Raw genomic sequence first — 16612 nt, forward strand, 5'->3', positions numbered from 1 at the left:
AATCAGCCAGCCGCCTTAACGATAAAGGTCACCACGCCAAAGATATCCAGCGAGTCCTCGCTGCCGATGATAATGGGCGCGTAGGTTCTGTTCTCTGGCTTGAGCATCACAATTGGATGCAATTGCAGACGTTTAACGGTGAATTCTCCCTCAATGGCGGCAATCACGATGTCTCCATGAGCCGGGTTTCTGGCGCTGTCGACAATCAGCAAATCACCCTCACCGATCCCCGCCCCGACCATAGAATCACCCGATGATTTTACAAAATAGGTTGCGCTGGGATGCTGTACCAGCAGGTCATTGAGATCGATACCTTTCTCAACGTAATCCTGCGCCGGAGAAGGAAAACCACAGGGCACAAGGTCGCTGAACAGGGGAAAATTTTTCGTTTGTCGACGTTTTGCAGGCTGGAAAAACAACATAATAATCGGCCTCTCACTTAACTGTATTTATATACAGTAGTTTTAATGAGGACGGCGATCAAGTGACGAGAGTAGCGAACTGGGTATTGTTTAATCATCTCGTCGGTAAGCTTTTATCGTGTCTGGAAAAATAATTTTTTGTTTTATTCCGCAGAGGAAGATGTTCATTTAACCGGAACGATAAGGACGGTATTGGCGTAGGTAATAAACATGCTATTTCAGGGAAAGGGTTCCGTTCACCTCATGTTCATCGATTCTCTGTACACTGAACGCCAGTGAACGTGTTAAGGGTACTATCGCCGTACCCTTAACAATCCCGGCTCCCGGCGGGAAAATTGCCGCTCCGCGGTCCCCTCCGTTTATTCCTCCAGGCGACCGGGCCGGGCGCGAGGTAGCGTCCCTGCAAAGCGCGCCCTGAGCCAGCATCCATGCTGGCTCTCCCGGCCTTACGGAAACACGTCGGCAATTTTCAGCCGGACCAGCCACACCTGACCTCCTGTGTTTTTATTTGAATATGTTGAACAGCAAAAAAGATTTTACTGAAAGTCAGAGCGTTGAAGCGATGACCCCGGTCCGGCTGAAAATCGATGAGGCGTTGACGGCTGACCGGGTCTGTCCGCAGGGATGCGGACAGAGGGGACGGCCTGCAGGGACGCAGGCTCGGCCCCGACCCGACAGGCAGACGGCATAAGACGAATAGCTCGCGCAGCGACGATTTTCCCGCCGGGAGCCTGGGATGCAAGGGAGGCGGCGGTGAGCCTCCCTTGCACGTTCACGGGTATCTGTGCTTTAGAAAAGTGATACGGCTGAGGTGAACGGAACGCTGATCAAGAATCACATGTTCAACCTGAACGACATTGCGCGCTTGCGGGGCTTTACGTCAGGAACGCTTACGCGGCATCATGCGCAGCAGCGTATTATCCTTCCAGAAGTAGTGATGCATCAGGGCGGCTGCGGCATGCAAACCAATAACAAAATAGCCCAGGTTTGCCAGCGTCACGTGCCAGGACTTCAGCATCTCCACAAGATCAACGTTGGCTTTTGCCGCATATGGCATGACGATGCCAAATGCCATCCACGGATTGCCCCGGTTGTACATCATCACCAGACCAATAATCGGCAACGCAATAAACAACAGATAGATGACCAGATGCCCCAGATGCGCCATTCCGGTCATCATCGGTTTCGGTTTTGGCACAATCGGCGGCGCCGGATATTTCAGCCTGACCAGCAGACGCGCCACCATCAGCGTTAAAATCGTGATGCCACAGGATACGTGCACCATGTTGAACAAGGGACGATAGCTACGCGGGAAAAATCCGCGAAACTCCATGGCGCTGTAGGCCACAATGACCAACAAAAAAACCAGCCAGTGAATACCAATTTGCAGGCCAGAATACTTATTCCCCATAACACTTCCTGAATAAAAACAATAATGCGTCAACATAACGGGCTTTTGTTAAAAATTCATTAATTTTTGTTCATCCATTATCAGTCAGTTACGTTTAAGCGCAAAAACAGCTATTGCCCCGGATGCCTGACTGGACTATGCCTGGTAGGGAAAATATGTCGTACCGCCTCATCCTGACAGGAGAAAACCATGAGTAAAATTGGCATTAACGGCTTTGGTCGTATCGGTCGTCTGGTATTGCGTCGACTACTGGAGGTCAAAAGCAGCGTGGAGGTCGTCGCCATTAATGACCTGACCTCGCCCAAAATTCTCGCCTATCTGTTAAAACACGACTCAAATTACGGTCCATTTCCCTGGAGTATCGACTTTACCGAAGACGCGCTGATTGTCGACGGTAAAAGAATCGCTGTTTATGCAGAAAAAGAGGCCAAAAATATTCCGTGGAAAGCCACTGGCGCAGAGATCATCATCGAATGCACCGGTTTTTACACCTCAACAGAAAAAGCCAACGCGCATCTGGACGCAGGTGCCAAAAAAGTCCTGATATCCGCCCCTGCCGGGGATATGAAAACCATTGTTTTTAACGTGAACGACGACACGATGGATGCGAACGATCGAATTATCTCTGTCGCATCGTGCACCACTAACTGCCTGGCGCCGATGGCGAAAGCCCTGCATGACAACTTCGGTATTCAACTGGGCACTATGACAACCATCCATGCCTACACGGGGACACAATCGCTGGTAGATGGCCCTCGCGGAAAAGATCTGCGCGCCTCGCGGGCGGCGGCGGAGAACATCATTCCCCATACCACCGGTGCGGCGAAAGCGATTGGCCTGGTGATTCCGGCATTGAGCGGAAAATTAAAAGGCCACGCCCAGCGCGTACCGGTGAAAACCGGATCCGTCACGGAACTGGTGTCGGTATTGGGTAAAAAGGTCACCGCTGAAGAGGTTAATAACGCGCTGAAAAAAGCCACGCTGAATAATGAGTCATTTGGCTATACCGACGAGGAGATTGTCTCGTCAGATGTGATTGGCTCACATTTCGGTTCAGTATTTGATGCGACACAAACCGAGATTACCGAAGTGGGCGATCTGCAACTGGTAAAAACCGTCGCCTGGTACGATAACGAGTACGGCTTTGTGACCCAACTTATTCGCACGCTGGATAAATTTATCAAGCTCTGACGTTGTGGTGGAGGTCGAATGAACGGGATAGCCGACAAAGTGTAAAAATTACGCCGGGTGACGTACAAACTCACCCGGCTAAAAGCTTAGGACTGCAGATAAACCACCTGCGTTTGCAGATATTCATTCAGGCCGTGTTTACCGTCTGCCCCACCAATCCCGGACTTGCGCCACCCCGCGTGGAAACCCTGCATTGCCTCGAAGTTTTCACGATTAATATAGGTTTCACCAAACTTCAGCCCCTTAATCGCCTTCATCGCGGTGTTCAGATTTTGCGTGTAAATTGATGAAGTCAGCCCGTAGTCGCTGTCGTTGGCCATCGTCAGTGCCTCTTCCAGCGTATTAAACGCCACCACCGGCAGCACCGGACCAAAGGTCTCCTCGTGCATAATCGCCATCTCCTGACGCACATCCAACAGTAATGTCGGCGGATAGTAATAGCCTTTGCCTTCTACCGCCTTACCGCCCAGCACTACTCTGGCCCCCTCCTGCACCGCTCGCGCAACTTTCTGCTCCACTCGTTCCAGCGCAGCGGCGTTAATCAACGGTCCCATCGCAATGTCATTGCGCTCAGCCGGATTGCCGAACTGTACGGCTTTCATCGCTTCACCCAGACGATTAACGAACTGGTCATAAATACCTTTCTGGACGTACACGCGTTCGGCGCAGTTGCATACCTGCCCGGTATTGATCACCCGTGAGTCAACAATTGCCTTCACGGCCAGCTCAAGGTCAGCATCATCCATCACGATAGCTGGGGCTTTGCCCCCCAGTTCCAGGCAGACTTTAGTGATGTTTTTGGCCGCTGCAGCCATAATTTTCTCGCCCGCTCCGACGCTACCGGTCATGCTGACCATTGCCACTTTCGGGTTTCCGGCCAGTTCCTGGCCGACCGTTTCACCGCGTCCCAGGACCAGATTAAATACCCCGCGAGGCAAGCCGATATCATCAACAATTTTGGCAAAGGCGATGGCGTTGTTGGGCGTAAACTCACTCGGTTTAATGACAATGGTATTGCCCGTCAGCAGCGCGGGGGCCAGTTTGCGAGCAATCAGGAAGAACGGAAAATTCCACGGCAGAATGCCCGTTGTCACGCCCAGAGCGCGCTTAAACAGCAGGATATTCTCGCCCGGGCGATCGCTTTGCAGGATCTCGCCTTCATAACGGCGTGCCCACTCGGCCATGTAATCGATATAATCGGCGGTAAATGCGACTTCAACGTCGGCCAGTTGCTGTATTTTCCCGCCTTCAGCCACTATCAATGCGCTGATTTCGCTGGCGCGTTGACGGATACCCGCAGATATTTTGCGTAGCCAGTTCGCCCGTTCAATGGCAGGCAGCGCTTCCCATTCAGGCTGAGCGCGCTCGGCGGCGTCTATCGCTTTACGCGCATCTTCGGCACGTCCATCCGGAATACGTGAGATAACCTCTTCCGTGGCCGGATTGACGACATCAATCCAGGCGTCATCGTGCCAGGTCACAAACTGCCCATCGATATACATAGGATGTTGTACGGGTACTGACATGCGCTTCTCCTGTGATTGATTTGTTTTTAACAAGTAAAACTATTGTTAATTAATATCAATCATGCCTGACGAATTATCACTACAGTGACTGTTCTGTGAGCGGCTTCATAAAAGCGTCTGGCAAAGCGCTGATGAAAGGAAAAAACGGGCGGGATTTATGCCCGTTTGCAGCAAAACGCTTACAAACGGGCAGCGGGGATCACAGAGAGCGGCTCTCCAGTAAGTCTGACAACGCGGTATCGCTTTTCAGTTGCTGCCAGGCTGCCTCAACGTTACCGGGAATATCCACATGCACGATAAAATCGCGGCCACAGGGACCATAGCCATTAACATCGTCCCGCAGACGCGGCAACTCTCCGGTAATGAGCGAAAGATAGCGATCCACTGACCATAGCCCTTCGGCCGTCGGCGCAAAGTCCACGCCGTCGCGCTGTTGGACCAACTCCGGGACGAATCCCGGGAAACCCAACCAGCGCGGCGCATGCGGCTCATCGCGGGTTATGCGCTGAAAGGTGGCCATCGTTCGGCGTTGCATGGTCGGATCCTGTACCACAATGACGGTATGCATGCTTTCTGTCGCCTGGCTCAGTAACGCACAGCTAAATCGGGCATTCTCACCGCAGTTTGTTGACTGGTCTTCCACCCAAATCTTCTCCCCCGGAATGTGCCAGAACTGGTGAGCGATATCGGCAAGGATCGCCGCTTCCGCACGTCCGGTGGTTCGAATGATATTGTAGCGAGGATGTCGGGCAATCGCGTCATACAGAAAGCGCGTGGAATGGCCGATGCCCCCACTAATCAATAAGGGAACCTGTTGGTCTTTCGCGATCCGACAGGCAGCATCGATGGTCGGGATCACCGCGTTCCCCGCCAGAATTACGCAATCTGACTGAACCGTGATGTCCCCCGTAAAATCGCTCTGCGCCAGCCATTGCCCTACAGTATTGATCGCCGCCAGCGTGGTCGCGGAGAGCGTCGGAAACTGACTCATATTCATGACTCCTGGTGTTTATTCTTTACCGGGTACAGAGGCCGGATGGCGGTTACGCCTTGTCCGGCCGGTGGTTCAGCGCGGCGTTATCCCGTGATCTGATCCATCGCCTGCAGAATACGTTTATCTGAAATAGGGTACGGCGTACCAAGCTGCTGGGCAAAGTAGCTGACGCGCAGCTCTTCTATCATCCAGCGGATCTCTTTGACGTCGTCATCTTCACGGCGCGCAGGCGGTAGTTTATTGAACCATTGCTGCCAGGCCTGCTGCACACTATCCACTTTCAGCATCTGTGCACGGTCACGGTGCGGATCGATGGCCAGTTTTTCCAGACGCTTTTCAATAGCCTGCAAATAACGCAACGTATCGCCCAGGCGTTTGAAACCATTACCAGTGACAAATCCGCGGTACACCAGCCCGCTCATTTGCGCTTTGATATCTGAAAGCCCTAACGCCATGGTCATATCCACACGCCCTTTCAGACGCTTATTGATATTAAACACCGCGGTGAGGATCTGTTCGACCTGCTTCGCGATATCCACCACCGTATCGTTCAGTTCAGCCCGCACCTTCTCATGCAACGCCGCAAAGCCCTCTTCCGTCCACACGGGACCACCATGGGCGTCGATCAACCGATCCACACCGCAGGAGATACAGTCGTCAATCAACTCCAACACTTTGCCATACGGGTTAAAATACAGCCCCAGCTTGGCTTTGTTAGGCAACTTCTCGTGTAAATATTTGATCGGTGAAGGAATGTTCAACAGCAACAGGCGGCGTAAGCCGCACCACATAGCCTGTTGCTGCTCCAGCGGATTATCAAACAATTTGATGGCGACGCTGTCACGCTCATCGACCAGCGCTGGCCACGCTTTTACCTTATAGTTACCGCGTTTTTGCTCGTAACTTTCCGGAAGCTGTCCGAAGCTCCAGATATGCAATCCGCTCTGTTCGATACCGTCATCCGCCACCGCGGACAGCGTTTCCTGAACCTTACCCTTCAAGGCGTCTTTCAGATCCTGTAGCGAACGCCCTTCCTGTAGCTTCTTGTTCTTGTCATCCACCACCCGGAAGGTGATTTTTAGGTGATCGGGTACCTGATCCCAATGCCAGTCATCGCGGTCAACGGTAACGCCGGTCATCCGTCGCAGTTCACGTTCCAGCGCGTCCAGCAGCGGCAGTTCCAGCGGCGTCACGCGGCCTAAAAATGCCTCAGCATAGTTCGGAGCAGGAACAAAGTTACGTCGTACCGGTTTCGGCAACGACTTAATCAGGGCGATCACCAGCTCGCGGCGCAGGCCAGGAATCTGCCATTCAAAACCGCTCTCTTCGATCTGATTGAGCAGTGGGAGCGGAATATGCACGGTCACACCATCCGCATCGGCTCCCGGTTCGAACTGGTAGCTCAAACGCAGTTTGAGATTGCCCTGGTGCCAGAAGTTCGGATAATCCAGCTTACTGATTTTTTCCGCGCCCTCTTTGATAAGCATGCTCTTTTCAAAGTTGAGCAGGTCCGGGGTCTCGCGGGAAACTTTCTTCCACCAGCTATCAAAGTGGCGAGCAGAAATCACATCATGGCTAATACGCTGGTCGTAAAACTCAAACAGCGTTTCATCATCAACCAGGATGTCGCGACGGCGCGATTTATGTTCTAACTCTTCCACCTCCGCCCGCAGCTTCAGGTTGTCACGGAAGAAAGCATGGCGCGTTTGCCAGTCGCCCTCCACCAGCGCATGACGAATGAACAGTTCACGTGACAGCGCCGGATCGATCTGGCTGTAGTTCACCTTACGGGCAGCAACAATCGGTAAGCCGTAGACGGTGACCTTTTCTGTCGCCATGACCGCGCCCTGCGCGCGTTCCCAGTGCGGTTCGCTGTATGAACGTTTGATCAGATGCTGCGCAACTGGCTCCACCCACTCGGGATCGATACGCGCGGCAATACGTCCCCACAGGCGGCTGGTTTCCACCAGCTCCGCCACCATCGTCCATTTCGGCGGTTTTTTGAATAAACCGGAACCCGGGAAGATCGAGAAACGGGCGTTACGCGCACCGGTAAATTCCTGCTTATCGGCATCTTTCATCCCAATATGGGACAGTAAACCGGTCAACAATGCGACGTGGATCTCCCGATATTCAGCGGGTTCGCTGTTGACCGGAATGCCCAACTCTTTTACCACCTGGCGCAGTTGTGTGTAGATATCCTGCCATTCACGTACGCGCAGATAATTAAGAAAGTCGACTTTACACTGACGGCGGAACTGGTTTGACGACAACGCTTTTTGCTGCTCGCCGAGGTAATTCCATAAGTTCACAAACGCCAGGAAATCAGACTCCTTGTCATGGAAGCGGCGATGCTTCTCGTCGGAAGCTTGCTGCTTGTCCATTGGACGCTCGCGCGGATCCTGAATGGACAGCGCCGAGGTGATGATCATCGCCTCACGCACACAGCCATGTTTTTGCGCTTCCAGCACCATACGCGCCAGACGCGGATCCACCGGAAGTTGCGACAGCTGGCGGCCCAACGGCGTTAATTTGTAAGCGGTTGCCTGTTCATCGGTGGTTATCGCACCCAGCTCTTCGAGCAGGCGCACCCCGTCCTGAATATTGCGTTTATCCGGCGCTTCAACAAACGGGAACGCCGCGATATCCCCCAGCCCCAGCGCGGTCATCTGCAAAATAACGGACGCCAGGTTGGTACGCAGGATCTCCGGATCGGTAAACTCCGGACGCGACAGGAAATCGTCCTCAGAATACAGACGAATACAGATCCCTTCCGAAACGCGACCGCATCGGCCTTTACGCTGGTTGGCAGAGGCCTGCGACACCGGTTCAATCGGCAAACGCTGGACTTTCGTGCGATAGCTGTAGCGACTGATACGCGCGGTGCCAGGATCAATGACATACTTGATGCCCGGTACGGTCAGCGAGGTTTCCGCCACGTTGGTGGCCAGCACAATACGACGACCGCTGTGCGACTGGAACACACGGTTCTGCTCGCTATTGGAGAGACGTGCATACAGTGGCAGCACTTCGGTGTGACGCAAATCCAGCTTATTCAGGGCATCAGCGGTATCGCGGATTTCGCGCTCGCCGCTCATGAAGATCAGTATGTCGCCCTGACTTTCACGGCCTAACTCATCTACGGCATCAAAAATTGCCTGCAACTGGTCACGCTCGGTGTCATCTGCGTCTTCAACAATCGGGCGATAGCGAACTTCCACCGGATAGGTGCGACCAGAGACTTCGATAATCGGCGCATTGTTGAAATGCTTAGAAAAGCGTTCCGGGTCAATGGTCGCCGAAGTGATGATAATTTTTAGATCCGGACGACGCGGCAGGAGTTCTTTCAGGTAGCCAAGCAGAAAATCAATATTCAGGCTGCGTTCATGCGCTTCATCGATGATGATGGTGTCGTACTGCATTAGCAGCCGATCCTGCTGGATTTCCGCCAGCAGGATACCGTCCGTCATCAGCTTAACCATGGTGTTGTCACTAACATGATCGCTAAAACGGACCTTATAGCCGATACAGCCGCCCGGCTCGGTTTGCAGCTCTTCCGCAATACGATTCGCCACGGTACGCGCCGCCAGACGACGCGGCTGAGTATGGCCGATCAGCCCTTTCACCCCGCGCCCTAGCTCCATACAGATTTTCGGCAACTGGGTGGTTTTACCTGAACCGGTCTCACCAGCCACAATCACCACCTGATGGTCGCGAATGGCTTCCAGAATATCCTGTTTTTTCTGGCTGACAGGCAGGTTTTCCGGATAGCTGATGACCGGACGCGCCGCTTCACGCAGCACAACTTTACCGGCTGCCTGGTCGATCTCTTTTGCCATCTCCTGGTAAATGGCCTGTTGTGCATCAGGATTTTTAACCTTCTTCACGCCGTGCAAACGGCGGGTAAAACGCTGTCTGTCACGCAGCATCAGCGAGTCCAGCTGTTGCTGCAACATGTTGAAGGTTAATTTTGGTTGTTCTGTCATAGCGTTAAAAGGCAGCCTTCTGCCGGGTTAAATCTCTTTTAGATGATAGATATAGAGTACCACATCGGGGCTTTTCATGTGTTGTTCAATAATTTCGAACATAGGATTCGATATATTGCGCTATCACTGCGACAGGATTGTGAATAAAGTGTCAACAAGCAACGGGGCACTACCCCTTCAAACACATAAAAGGAAACACCCATGAGCAAGGTATTAGTTCTTAAATCCAGTATTCTGGCAGGGTACTCTCAGTCTGGTCAGTTGTCTGATTATTTTGTTGAACAGTGGCGTGAAAAGCACTCTGCTGATGAAATCACCGTCCGCGACCTGGCTGCAAACCCTGTTCCGGTACTGGATGGCGAACTGGTGGGTGCGCTGCGCCCAAGCGATGCGCCACTGACGCCGCGTCAGCAAGAAGCGCTGGCGCTGTCTGACGAATTGATCGCTGAACTGAAAGCGCATGATGTAATTGTTATCGCCGCGCCGATGTATAACTTCAACATTCCGACGCAGTTGAAAAACTACTTTGACCTGATTGCCCGTGCCGGCGTGACCTTCCGCTACACCGAGAAAGGTCCGGAAGGTCTGGTGACCGGTAAACGCGCAGTGGTGCTGACCAGCCGCGGTGGTATTCATAAAGATACGCCGACTGACCTGATCACACCATATCTGAACGTGTTCCTGGGCTTTATCGGTATCACCGACGTGAACGTGGTCTTTGCTGAAGGTATCGCTTACGGCCCGGAAGTGGCATCTAAAGCCCAGTCCGATGCGAAAGCCGCTATCGACAGCGTGGTTGCTGCCTGATAATTCACCCTCTCACCATCCGGTGGGAGGGATTCTCGGTATTTACTTCTTTGCCCGCACATGTACCTGCTTGCCGTGAATGCGATTAATATCACGCCAGATGGTGGCATACTCCCTGCACTTCGCCAGATTTTCTTCCCAGCAATGAAGTAAAAATTGTTCCGGCTCCGCGACATCCCGGCTTAACAGCTTGAATACCCAACGATTCCAGACATACCATTTGAGAAGCCACATGATTCCACTCCACGACGCGACCGGTGTTGAACTATATCAACATCCGTTTGATGCCGTGTGGCAACTATTGCGATGTCGATGAATAATCCGGGGTTCTACGCCGGAACCGCCGAAATTTCAGTTGCCTCAGTTTCAGCCCGGCAACCAGTTCATCCAGGTCAATAATTTCACTACTGCTCTGGAAGGTATAATGCCCGTTCAGCAAGATATGCTGCCAGGCCACTGGCGATATCCGGGTCAGAGCCTCAATGCCCTTGTCGTTGCCTTCTGCTTCCAGCCGTTGTGCATCATCGAAATCAGGGAGACCATACAGCGCTTCCTGTTCTGCATTATTTAAAACAGCTAGTCGTTCACTTTTACCTGTCGTAATCATCCTGACCCCGATTAATTATGTCGTAAGAGGATCGTTCTGCGAACAGTAAAAATTTAAATTTGTGCTTAAGAGAAAATCACTGCTGTCGTTGTTCATATCACTGTACGATATCAAGCTCTTTGATAGCCCCTTATACGTACATATTTATGACAAAAATACGCATTGGCTATGCCCGATGTTCAACTGACCGACAGGATCTGGTCGCACAGCAGGAAGCTCTCATCAGTCTGGACGTTTCCCCGGACTGGATTTATACCGATAAGGGGTTGACCGGTTCAAATCGTCAGCGATCTGGCTGAATTATTCTCCGTCTCCCGCCCCACGGTCTATCGGATGCTTTCCCATGGGAAATAATGGAAAACTGGATTTAGTGAAAATAATCAAGGAGCGGTTATGTACTACAGCAATGAAGTTATCAGCTATTTGCAGGCTAATAAGATTCTTGCGTTAAAACTCGACCACGCATTAACGGGTGTAGTAAAAGCAGTATCAAATCAGATTGAGACGATCGGTGCAGGTGCAACGCGTGTGCTGTATTATACATCCTGCTTTACTGATGAATATCAGGATGTCTGCCAGAAACAAAAGACCGAAGATATCCGGTTTGTCAAAGGCGTGTACTATATTTTGAGGCGCGAAGATGTGGTGTATGAAATGCTCAAAATCTACTTTGAAGAAATATTTCGGTACAAAACGTCCGATCAACTAGAGCACATCAAACAACTGTTAATGGCAGTAAATATTCATATCGCCGCAAGTTCACTCACAAACACCGGATTCGCTTTAGCGGCAGCAGCATCCGTTGCTGTTGGAATGAATTTAAGTCTTGAAGTAAGCGCACTAGTAGGTGGCAGGGCATCGAGAGGAGTTGCATCAGTTGGTATATATGGCGTCGTTCAGAAAGCGGCTGATAGCGCTCATCGCCTTAGCTTTACGTATCCAGCTTATTACGCTGCGCTATACGCTCAAGAGCTGGAAATGATGTATTTCTTGACAGAGCCATTATTTGAGAGGACTGAGGCATTTAAAGCACAATGGGCATCAGATGATGGTATTGCAGACATCATTACCAGGATGATTCGATAATCATGATGAATCTTATTAAAAGATTTTTCAGGCGGCTATTCAGGTCGTTATTTTCGATGTACGGCCCTGCATTACTAACTATTTTGTTCGCAGTCGTCTTGGTACAAATTTTCCCTGATGGGCCAATATGGCCTGTGCCCATCTTTCTTGTATTCATGCTGGTTATTTTTGGCCGTTACGTGAAATGGTAACCTCTTGAAACGAACACACACTAAAGTTTATTTATAAGGAAATTACATGTCTACACCCGCACATTTATGGCTTGAAGATGAAAATGGTTCTCCTATTGTTGGCAGCTGTTTAATGCCACTTCGCTTGGGTTCTATCGAGTTAAAATCATTCTCTCACGGTGTCACTATTCCGGTTGACCCGAGCTGGGGAAAACTTACAGGTACGCGCATTCATCGTCCTATCACGATAGTGAAAGAATTTGATCAGACAACACCACTTCTGTATCGCGCTGTCTGCGAAGGCCGGACCATGAAGAAAGCGACAATCAAGATGTACCGTATTCTGGAATCGGGCATTGAGGCTGAGTATTTCAATATCATTCTGGAACACGTTAAGTTCACTACAGTTGCACCATACCTGTCACCTAACGGTATGAGTAGTACTCACCTTGAAACGCTCGAATTGCGTTATGAGGCGATTACCTGGAAGTATACGGAAGGAAATATTATCTATCGTGATTCATGGAACGATCGTTGTTGTGCCTGATAACGAAGGTAATCAGAGGAGGATCACTAAAAACCTCGCGCCGTAAATTTCGGCGGTTCCGGCGTAGACCCCCAATCCGGAAGGATCCTCCACTTGTAATACCATTCCCCCAGTGGCGTTCAGAAATGATTATTCTTTCCTCAACCACTTACCATTAATACCTTGCACGTACTCCCCCGGTTTAGCGCGAGCGACTAACTTTTGTCCGGCCATTTTTGCCACTTCCTCTGGCGGAATATTATTGCTCTCAGCCAGTTGCTGATAACTGGCGCTTCGCGCCTTATTAATCTCACTCACCAGCGCCTGCGTTTCAGCATCGGTTTGTAATGCCACCAGATAACCATTGAGTGTTTCCCCCACTCGCCCCTGAGTTCTGGCTTCATTCAGGGTCAACGCCCATGCATTGCTGGTGATAAAACTCAGCGCCACCAGGATCGCTGCAAGCTGTTTTTTCATCATTACCTCAGAACAGATCGCTGCGCGATTTCAATAAGCTCTCGACGTCTTTATCAACTTTGATATGAATCTCATGTTCGATTTTGACGTTCATATTAATCGTGATCGGCTCTTTTGGCGCAGCCACTTCGATTCTCGGGGTACAACCTACCACCAGAGATGAAGCCAGCAACCCCAGCATGGCGGCTATCGTTTTCATTGTTGTTCCTCACATTCCTTGCCTTCCAGGCAATGGGTTTCCGGCAGCGTTGCATTTTGCTCAAGCCATGCCTGTAAATTGTCGCCAAAACGCAAACTGCGCCATAGCGTAAAGACGTTTTCTTCGTGGGTGTAATTCAAATTAACCGTCCCCACTTTGCCATCTACCCGGCTATTGCCAGTAACGGTTGCCTGCATCGTTAAGACACCCAGGTTATCCAGGTTTATTTTCGTCCAGGAATGGGTTATTTCCATATAGCGCAGCCAGTTAATTGCCGCGCCAGCCGCCATATTATCTTTAACGACGGCATCCGCCGTGTCTTTATCAATACGCAGCGTCATCGGACCTGGGTTGGTTAACCAGCCGTCTTTGATGATCCACTTTTCGTTATCCAACCATAATGGCAACGCGCCGCTGACCGGACCCGACATAGCGAACTGCTTGGGGTTAACCGCGCTAATAAGCTCGCTGGAGGAGATATTCTGCACCCGTAATAAGGCCGGGTCGTGCTGTGGCATCCGCAGTTGCCGCATGATGACTTTGCCTCCCAGCAGTTCGGCGCTGACATCGCTCAGCAGTAACGGATTGCCTTCACTCCAGGGGTACGCTCCCTGTAGATCGGCAGTAATATTTTTCGCCGTCACCTGATTCACGACTTCCGCAATACGCAGTGAAACAGGCCCACGCGTACCCAACTGCCATGCGCCTTCGCTAAACCGAAACGGTAAGATAAAATCGACGCCATTAATTTGGTTATCAGGCATCCAGGCGCTACCGCCTTTTAATACCCCATGACCGCCCGCTTCAAAGCCCTGTTCCGGTGCGGCCGAGAATGCGACCTGCGCATAGAGATCACCTTCACGCAGTTTCATTTTCCAGTCAGGCGGGAGCAGCGGCTGGAACACGGTGAGTGATTGTTTTGGCCACCAGGCCTGTCCGCGCAGACGGATCCCGTCCCAACGGCCATTTAGCTGTACGGGGCCAATCGCCCCTGCGTGAAGCTGGCCCTTGAACTGGAAAATCGTCGGGTCGCTGCCTTCCACGCTGAACTTTAGCGTTGAGGGAGGTAAGACGCTTCCGCCGGTGAAGACGGTTTTTCCTGCGTCCAGTGACAGTGCGCCGCTAAACGTCGGTTTGGTCGCGTCCCGTACCCATACGATCGGTTCGTCCATTACCAGGCGTGGGTTTTCCACCGTCATGGTGCCGTATTGCAAGTGGTCAAATCCGGTGGAGAGATCAAAGAGCTTCAGCGTGTTGTCATGCCACTCTCCCTTACCCGCCACGTCCCAGCGGGCATGCATCGGCGTAAAGCTGCCTTCGCCCCAGTAGCGCCATTGCCAACGACCAGCATCAGGAAGAAAATCATTTGCCAGACCATCCAGGTGCAGTTCAAAGCCCCCCATCTGGTTTTCATGCGCACGCAAAATAGCCTGTAGACGACCATCCACACCGCGTTGTGTTACCTTTACGCCCGCCAGCGGCCAACGAATCTCATCAATATCCAGCGAATCAATTACCCGCCCCCGCGAACGCAACAGCGCCCCTGGTTCAAACGCCAGTTGCGGATCGTTCAGGCTACCGGTGAGTTTGGCGGGTAATTTCGCGTAGAAGATCAGATCGCCCTGTTTCGCTTCGCCGATCAGCTGTAACGGCATCTCGTTGTTATCGATACCCAACTTACCCGGCCCCAGCGTTAAAACAGCGTTTCCTTTACCGGCATCGCCTTGCGTCAGAATGTTCAGACGCCCGCTCACCACCGCGTTTTCCAGCCCGGCCTGCCAGTTTTCAACTTTCATGCCCAGCCGCCCGCTTAGCGGGAATCCCTGATAAGGCCAGTTCCAGCGACCATCGCTGATAGTCAGTTGTTGACGGGTTATTTCCCACGGAAGATCGAGCAGCGGATCGGCACTATCACGCGCCATGACGATCAGTTGTCCGCTGTTTTCTTGCCACTCCAGTTCGGCGTCCACAAGCGTAGGCTCCTGCGGCAAGTTCAGCGTCGCAACGGCATGACCGCTCACCGGTAACCCATCAGGAACCAGCGGCATGGTAAATTCACCGACCAGTTTTACCGGCGGTTGCCCTTCAAATGCAGCGATATCCAGCTCATTTACCGTGAGATTTTGCCCGTGCAGCCGCCCCTGGAATTTAACCTTTTCCCCCTGGTAGCGCAGTTGCTGAGTAGAGGGCGTTAGCGAAAGCGACAGTTTCCCCTGCCATTCCTGCCAGGGAGAGAGAATAAGTTTGTCGATGTTAATCCAGGTATTGGGCAGCATCGATTGCCATTCAGCCAGCGTTTTGGGTGCTACCGGAGACGCTTCTGTCTGCGGTAATTTGGCCAGGCAAGCGGAATCCAGCTCAATTGTCCCGACATTGAGCAACCAGCGGCTGGGATGGGACAGGTCCGCCTGAGTAATGCGCGCCAGCGGGCAATCATCGACCAGATAGCGGAGTTCAGGGATATGCAGCCCATGCCGTGTCAGCCGTGGACTCTCATCCAGCGCGATACGTGTCCCCACAGGTAACCAGACGCCCACCAGGGTCGGGACCCACAGCCCAAGCGTCATCACCAGCGTCAGCGGCACGAGAATCAATAATAAGAGGAGTGCCAGAACGGCTTTATATTTACCCTTCATGGGTAGTTAATATCCTGAATTAGCAAAATTTAAGCCGGTTTAGGCCTGTATTGTGGCATGTTTAACTGCATATTCCCACATTAAGGACAGATAACAGCGCTATGTGGCACGCTGTTACACGTGCCGTCAGGAATGATTCCAACACAGTAGCGCGTGGATTCGGACTCAATGATGGTTCAGTTGTCCATCGCTATGTTTAGGTCCTATCCGACCAGCCTCTATCAGTATTTCTTCTATAAGTTCTTCAAGACACTCCTTGCCATGATGATCACAGACTAAATGCACCTGGCGGGAAATTTCTTCAGGTTTCATTCCATCGCATAAAGCCGCCTTAAGCATTAAGGTGGCCCATCGTTTTGCTTCAGAGTGAGTTAGCATAACTCCTCCCGATATCTGCTACCTGTATAAGCGTAGCTGTCTGGATGTGAATCACCTGGCTTTTTGCCCACACTACCTGCTCAGCGAATGGAAAATATCCAGTTGTTGAAATCGCGTAACCTGCCCACACTAACAAAAGATACGCTTTAAACATTCATTACTTCTATGACTATCAATAACTTTTTAGATTTTGTAA

The 16612-nt window shown here is 51.6% G+C and carries 16 protein-coding genes and 1 pseudogene; 6 read left to right on the forward strand and 11 right to left on the reverse strand.

The features are described from left to right. Window positions 1–2: 2 nt before the first annotated feature. Window positions 3–422, reverse strand: coding sequence for a translesion error-prone DNA polymerase V autoproteolytic subunit (locus FOB24_RS13810; protein WP_137351488.1), 420 nt, complete (start codon window positions 420–422; stop codon window positions 3–5). A gap of 880 nt (window positions 423–1302) precedes the next feature. Beyond that, the gene (gene cybB / locus FOB24_RS13820; RefSeq protein WP_137351444.1) at window positions 1303–1833 is read right to left on the reverse strand and encodes a cytochrome b561; all 531 of its coding nucleotides are present in this window, start codon (window positions 1831–1833) and stop codon (window positions 1303–1305) included. A 189-nt stretch (window positions 1834–2022) separates the two neighbouring features. Here cybB and gap point away from each other — a divergent pair, with 189 nt between their 5' ends. Then, window positions 2023–3024: a type I glyceraldehyde-3-phosphate dehydrogenase gene (gap, locus tag FOB24_RS13825; RefSeq protein ID WP_150345064.1), complete on the forward strand. Its 1002-nt coding sequence runs from the start codon at window positions 2023–2025 to the stop codon at window positions 3022–3024. 86 nt (window positions 3025–3110) lie between these two features. On the opposite strand, the gene aldA is transcribed toward gap, so the two are convergent. The 3 genes from aldA to hrpA form a co-directional block, all read right to left on the reverse strand. After that, on the reverse strand, window positions 3111–4550 hold the full coding sequence (gene aldA / locus FOB24_RS13830) for an aldehyde dehydrogenase (RefSeq protein WP_137347880.1): 1440 nt from the start codon (window positions 4548–4550) through the stop codon (window positions 3111–3113). 199 nt (window positions 4551–4749) lie between these two features. Further along, entirely contained in the window at window positions 4750–5547 is a 798-nt protein-coding gene (locus FOB24_RS13835; RefSeq protein WP_190971835.1) for a YdcF family protein, read from the reverse strand. Window positions 5548–5627: 80 nt separating this feature from the next. Then, a complete protein-coding gene (gene hrpA, locus FOB24_RS13840) occupies window positions 5628–9530 on the reverse strand; it encodes an ATP-dependent RNA helicase HrpA (RefSeq protein WP_085048141.1) in 3903 nt (1300 codons plus the stop codon). A gap of 201 nt (window positions 9531–9731) precedes the next feature. On the opposite strand from hrpA, the gene azoR reads away from it, so the two are divergent. Further along, the gene (gene azoR / locus FOB24_RS13845) at window positions 9732–10337 is read left to right on the forward strand and encodes an FMN-dependent NADH-azoreductase (protein ID WP_006684422.1); all 606 of its coding nucleotides are present in this window, start codon (window positions 9732–9734) and stop codon (window positions 10335–10337) included. Window positions 10338–10379: 42 nt separating this feature from the next. Here azoR and FOB24_RS13850 read toward each other — a convergent pair whose 3' ends face one another. Together FOB24_RS13850 and FOB24_RS24595 are read right to left on the reverse strand one after the other, a co-directional pair. Beyond that, on the reverse strand, window positions 10380–10571 hold the full coding sequence (locus FOB24_RS13850) for a hypothetical protein (RefSeq protein ID WP_042308220.1): 192 nt from the start codon (window positions 10569–10571) through the stop codon (window positions 10380–10382). 64 nt (window positions 10572–10635) lie between these two features. Then, entirely contained in the window at window positions 10636–10944 is a 309-nt protein-coding gene (locus tag FOB24_RS24595) for a Tn3 family transposase (RefSeq protein WP_121529094.1), read from the reverse strand. 146 nt (window positions 10945–11090) lie between these two features. On the opposite strand from FOB24_RS24595, the pseudogene FOB24_RS13860 reads away from it, so the two are divergent. The 4 genes and pseudogenes from FOB24_RS13860 to FOB24_RS13875 all read left to right on the forward strand — a co-directional run. Continuing rightward, window positions 11091–11240 (forward strand): annotated as a pseudogene (locus tag FOB24_RS13860) (recombinase family protein); the annotation flags it as partial. A 97-nt stretch (window positions 11241–11337) separates the two neighbouring features. Further along, window positions 11338–12030: a hypothetical protein gene (locus FOB24_RS13865; protein WP_150345066.1), complete on the forward strand. Its 693-nt coding sequence runs from the start codon at window positions 11338–11340 to the stop codon at window positions 12028–12030. A 2-nt stretch (window positions 12031–12032) separates the two neighbouring features. Further along, window positions 12033–12221, forward strand: coding sequence for a hypothetical protein (locus FOB24_RS24450; protein ID WP_121529096.1), 189 nt, complete (start codon window positions 12033–12035; stop codon window positions 12219–12221). A 46-nt stretch (window positions 12222–12267) separates the two neighbouring features. Then, a complete protein-coding gene (locus tag FOB24_RS13875) occupies window positions 12268–12747 on the forward strand; it encodes an Hcp family type VI secretion system effector (protein WP_121529097.1) in 480 nt (159 codons plus the stop codon). Between the two features lie 129 nt (window positions 12748–12876). Here FOB24_RS13875 and FOB24_RS13880 read toward each other — a convergent pair whose 3' ends face one another. The 4 genes from FOB24_RS13880 to FOB24_RS13895 all read right to left on the reverse strand — a co-directional run bounded on the left by FOB24_RS13880 (window position 12877) and on the right by FOB24_RS13895 (window position 16416). Then, the gene (locus FOB24_RS13880; RefSeq protein WP_038640808.1) at window positions 12877–13203 is read right to left on the reverse strand and encodes a YdbL family protein; all 327 of its coding nucleotides are present in this window, start codon (window positions 13201–13203) and stop codon (window positions 12877–12879) included. A gap of 7 nt (window positions 13204–13210) precedes the next feature. Further along, on the reverse strand, window positions 13211–13402 hold the full coding sequence (locus FOB24_RS13885) for a YnbE family lipoprotein (RefSeq protein WP_038640810.1): 192 nt from the start codon (window positions 13400–13402) through the stop codon (window positions 13211–13213). After that, window positions 13399–16038 (reverse strand): YdbH family protein, encoded by a 2640-nt coding sequence (locus FOB24_RS13890; protein WP_150345067.1) that lies wholly within the window; start codon window positions 16036–16038, stop codon window positions 13399–13401. Before FOB24_RS13890 ends, FOB24_RS13885 begins: the two co-directional genes overlap by 4 nt. A 165-nt stretch (window positions 16039–16203) precedes the next feature. Next, window positions 16204–16416 (reverse strand): hypothetical protein, encoded by a 213-nt coding sequence (locus FOB24_RS13895; protein ID WP_074458538.1) that lies wholly within the window; start codon window positions 16414–16416, stop codon window positions 16204–16206. Window positions 16417–16612: the final 196 nt, after the last annotated feature.

This window comes from Citrobacter werkmanii (genome assembly GCF_008693645.1).
GTDB lineage: Bacteria > Pseudomonadota > Gammaproteobacteria > Enterobacterales > Enterobacteriaceae > Citrobacter > Citrobacter werkmanii.